This is a genomic window from Rhodococcus sp. YH3-3 (assembly GCF_001653035.1).
GTDB classification, from domain to species: Bacteria; Actinomycetota; Actinomycetes; order Mycobacteriales; family Mycobacteriaceae; genus Rhodococcus_F; species Rhodococcus_F qingshengii.
This window is the reverse complement of sequence record NZ_BCWH01000003.1, coordinates 1,008,014-1,011,061: the sequence shown is the minus strand read 5'-3', so window position 1 is coordinate 1,011,061 and position 3,048 is coordinate 1,008,014. Positions and strand designations below refer to the sequence as shown.

Here is a 3,048-nt window from a genome sequence, read left to right as displayed (position 1 = left end):
ACCAGGTTCGACATGGGTATGAGTGAAACACACAGGGTGATGGACCCCGGGTGGGTCCGGACGAGGGGAAAACGTTGAAACTGCGAACCACACGCGTGTTTACCGGATCGATGCTGACTGCCGCTGCACTGACTGCCGCACTGCTCTCCGGGGGGACTGCACAGGCCGATCCCGCATATCCGGCACCGGACCCGGACCCGTTCTATTCGCAAGCAGCGGCCGAGGGGACCGCCGGCACGCCGATCTCCGTGCGCCGGGCCCCTGACCTGATGACCTTTCCCGGCGTCGCGATCTGGCAGGTCAGTTACAGGTCCACGAACTCCGAGAACAAGCCTATTGCCGCGGTCAGCACGATCCTGGTCCCGCCGAATCAAGCACAAGACGGCCCGTTGCTCTCGTATCAGCACATCGTCAATGCACTCGGTACGGGATGTGCGCCGTCTCGCGCGCTTTACGCATCGGATCCCAACATCGTCATCCGTGAAGCGCCCATCCTCAACGTCGCGCTGCAACGTGGATGGACCATTGCCCTTCCCGACCATCTTGGACCCAACAGTGCGTACGGCGCCGCGCGCCTGGGCGGACAGATCACGCTCGACGGTATCCGCGCCGTTCAGAAAGTCCCCGAATTGCGTAGTGGCGCCAGCCCTGTAGGTATTGCCGGCTACTCCGGCGGCGGCATGGCCACCGCGTGGGCGGCCGCACTGGCCCCGAGCTACGCACCCGAGGTCAACCTTGTCGGTGTAGCCGAGGGCGGCGTCCCGATGAATCTGTCCAAGATGGCAAACGGCCTCGGACAGGATCCGCACCCGGCATTCGGCCTCGCCTTCGCCGCAGCAATGGGCCTCGAACGCGAGTATCCCGACCTACTGCCGCTGAGCAACCAACTCAACGACCTCGGACGGTCGATGCGGGCCGAACTCACCAACGCGTGCACCAACGACATCCTCAGGGTCGGTGCCGGGCGCAGTGCCTCTCAGGTGTCGACGTCGACATCCTTGCTGTCCAGCCCTGAAGTGCGAAAGGTGATGGACGACAACAGCGTCGAACTCTATCCCGGTGTGCCGACTGCCCCGGTGTTCGAATGGCACACGCCCGACGACGTTCTGATCCCCATCGATTCGGTGGTCAACACGATTTCGCGGTACTGCGCCGCCGGAGCTACGATTCAATCCCAACTGTTCCCCAGCCCGGACCACCTCACCACTGCGGTCCTCGGTCTGCCCACCGCATTCGAGTACCTACAGGACCGATTCGACGGAGTGCCGGCCCCGCGTTCGTGCTGAATGTCTCCGGAGTGACGTATCGAGCAGGCGCGGCACATGGCCAACTCGGTGTGCCCGTGGCATCGTTGATCGTATGAGCGACACGGATGACACCGGCGCGGCCGGCAATGGCGATTACAGTCTCGATCCCGACGACCAGCTTCAACCTGAAGACACTCTGATCGATCGAGGCGTCGACGACATTCTCGACGAGGGAATCTCACCACCGGAACGCCCACTGGGACTTGATGCCCACGGGTTGACCGGCAGCGAGGAATCAGCGGGGGAGACCCTCGACGAGCGCCTGGCCGAAGAAGAACCCGATCCGTACGCGTCGCTCGGAGATCCTTTGAAGGATCCCGCCGATGCCGACGAATTCGAACGGGAAGAAGAATTCCCGAACGGTGACGAAGTGGGTAACCGTCGGGTCGGGCGTCTCGTTGCCGAAGACGAGGGCAGATACGAGGACGAGGAAAGTGAACTCATTGCCGGAGACGTCGGAATCGACGGCGGCGCAGCGTCGGCAGAGGAAGCCGCGATGCATCTGATCGACGATTCAGAGGACTGAACGACCGCCTGACTGTTGTGGCTGTTGTAGCTGTTGATCGGTGAGAACGATGGAGTGGACGTGATTTCCACCCATTCTCTTGCTTTCGTACATCGCCGAATCGGCGAGGCGATGTAGATCGTGAACGCCACTTTCTGCTGCTTGTACGTCCGGCCAGGCGCCGTTGTGGATGGCTATGCCGATGCTGGTCGTCGAGATTGGTTCGCCTGTAGGGGAGTTCATGATGGGCGCGATCCGGGCCAGTAGATCGCCGACGTACGGCAACGGCATCATCTGAACGACGACGAACTCGTCACCGCCGATGCGCGCTATCGCCGCGTCCGATCTGGCCCAGTCGTGTAGTCGATAGGCCGTGCGCAGTATGACTCGGTCGCCGACGTCGTGACCGTAGGTGTCGTTGAAGTGTTTGAAATTGTCGATGTCGATCACCACCACCAGCAAAGACTGGTCGAGGCTGGATTTCGCTTGCAGTAGTTCGGAAGTCCGCCGTGCGAGTCCGCGCCGATTCAGCAGGTCCGTCAACGGATCGAGTTCTGAGCTTTGAGCGTCGTTGCTCAGGAGCGCCAGAGCAATCTGCGTGACCACCGGTATGACAGTGATGACAGGAATGGCAAAGGCAATGCGCCCCAGGACGTCTGGAAGGCCAGAAGGTACATCGGTGAACACGCCGATGCTGGCAACAACGATGACCGCCCCGGAAAACAGCAGGTGCCACAGCTGAGTTCGAAGATTGTGAAAGAAGGCTATGTACGAGCCGACGAGCCCGAAGACGAGACATCCGAGCAATCTCTGATCCGGATTCGCCTCAGCCAGCACGATCACCGCAACGGCGAAGTCCCCGGCAACGACGAAGAAATACGACCTTTCACGGGTGGTCGCTACGACAGGCAGGGCAATTCCGCCGATCATCACAAGCACTGCGACGACGACGTCCAACGGAAATCCGATGGTCTGTACCGAATGAGTGCCCAGTCGCTTCAGCAGAATCGTGATACCCAGGAGGAAAACCAATACGCCGATGCCTATCCGAGTCGGCATCAGAATTCCGTTGTCGCGCAAGAATCGCGTGAATCGGTCAAACTGGTCTGGCACTGCGAGCCAGCGATGCACGACCTTGGGTGTGTCGCTCATCGCGGCCACTGACCATGAGAAGCGGCCGGTCGAATACAACACATGCGGCGATAGTAGTCCGTGGCGATGACAATGGAACTGAAC

Annotated in this window: 3 protein-coding genes; 2 read left to right on the top strand and 1 reads right to left on the bottom strand. The window is 60.9% G+C overall.

Annotated features, from left to right (window positions below; all coding sequences use genetic code 11):
* The first annotated feature begins 110 nt into the window (after positions 1 to 110).
* Positions 111 to 1,286, top strand: coding sequence for a lipase family protein (locus YH3_RS29970; RefSeq protein WP_054827626.1), 1,176 nt, complete (start codon positions 111 to 113; stop codon positions 1,284 to 1,286).
* Between the two features lie 73 nt (positions 1,287 to 1,359).
* Positions 1,360 to 1,833: a DUF5709 domain-containing protein gene (locus YH3_RS29965; RefSeq protein ID WP_003945009.1), complete on the top strand. Its 474-nt coding sequence runs from the start codon at positions 1,360 to 1,362 to the stop codon at positions 1,831 to 1,833.
* Here the strand turns inward: YH3_RS29965 and YH3_RS29960 are convergent.
* Positions 1,822 to 2,871, bottom strand: coding sequence for a diguanylate cyclase (locus tag YH3_RS29960; RefSeq protein ID WP_230793231.1), 1,050 nt, complete (start codon positions 2,869 to 2,871; stop codon positions 1,822 to 1,824). The two genes, YH3_RS29965 and YH3_RS29960, sit on opposite strands and share 12 nt — an antisense overlap.
* Positions 2,872 to 3,048 lie beyond the last annotated feature (177 nt).